The 993-nt window shown below is 45.3% G+C and carries 1 protein-coding gene; it reads right to left on the bottom strand.

The genetic code is table 11. From position 1 onward, the window contains the following. Positions 1 to 856 (bottom strand): IS3 family transposase (locus LSE01S_RS10640; protein WP_235808345.1); only part of this gene is annotated, 856 nt, incomplete at its 3' end. Positions 857 to 993 lie beyond the last annotated feature (137 nt).

Genomic DNA, 993 nt, shown 5'->3' with positions numbered 1-993 from the left:
TGGAAAGCATTAAATCAGGCGGCCATTTGGCTCGTAAGTGTTGCGATTTCAACTTGTAAGGGGGTCTGGTAGCCCAGTGAACTATGAATTCTCTTCCTATTGTAGAAAGCATGCACATATTCAAAAAGGACAGCAGCGGCAGTTTCATAATCTTCAAAGACCGGCACTGGATAAACACATTCCTTTTTGAGGGAAGCGTGAAGGATTCCATTGGCGCATTATCATACGGACAACCCTTACGGCTGTATGAGTGGCGGATATGTAGCTCAGTTAAACGTTGGTTGTAATCATCGCTGGTGTACTGTGATCCTAAGTCTGTGTGGATAATCAGGTCCCCAGTAATGGTTCGATTTTTAACCGCGCTTTCCAGGGTCTTTAAGACTAAATCAGTAGCCATCTTTTTTGAGAATGAATAGCCGATAATTCGTCTTGAGTGCAGATCCATGATGGTTGATAAGTAACACCAGCCATTACGCTTCGTTTGAATATAGGTCATATCAGCGGTCCATTTTTGATTTAAACCAGTGGTCGAGAAATCCTGCTTAAGCAAGTTGGGACGCTGTTCAACCTTGGTTTTGGAAGCCGAAGCCGCTTTCCACTTATTGACGGTAACGGAGTGGATATCCAGTTCCTTCATGAGCCGGGAAATCCGTCGTGGACTGCACTGAAGCTGCAGTGGTTGAAGTTCCAGATTCAATTCATGGTGGATCTTCATAACACCGTATCGCTGCTTAAATTCCGCAAAGATCCGCAGAATCCGTTGTTTCAAGCCCGCATCTTCGGCCCGGCGTTTTGAAGGTTTGGGGGATCGATAACGATAATACTGAGCTCTGGAAACACCGAGGATTCGGCACATCTTGGTTATCTGGTGGTGATGGCTTTCTTGGTGAATGTAATCAAAAATATTGGTTACTTCTGCGCAAGGAAGCCCAGGGCTTTTTTTAGGATTTCGTTCTCCTCAGACAGCGAAGCCAGTCGCTTTTCCATCGCTTT

The sequence above is a fragment of the Levilactobacillus senmaizukei DSM 21775 = NBRC 103853 genome (genome assembly GCF_001592085.1).
GTDB lineage: Bacteria > Bacillota > Bacilli > Lactobacillales > Lactobacillaceae > Levilactobacillus > Levilactobacillus senmaizukei.
Note: the sequence above shows the minus strand (reverse complement) of the source record. Positions and strands in the feature narration are given on the sequence as shown.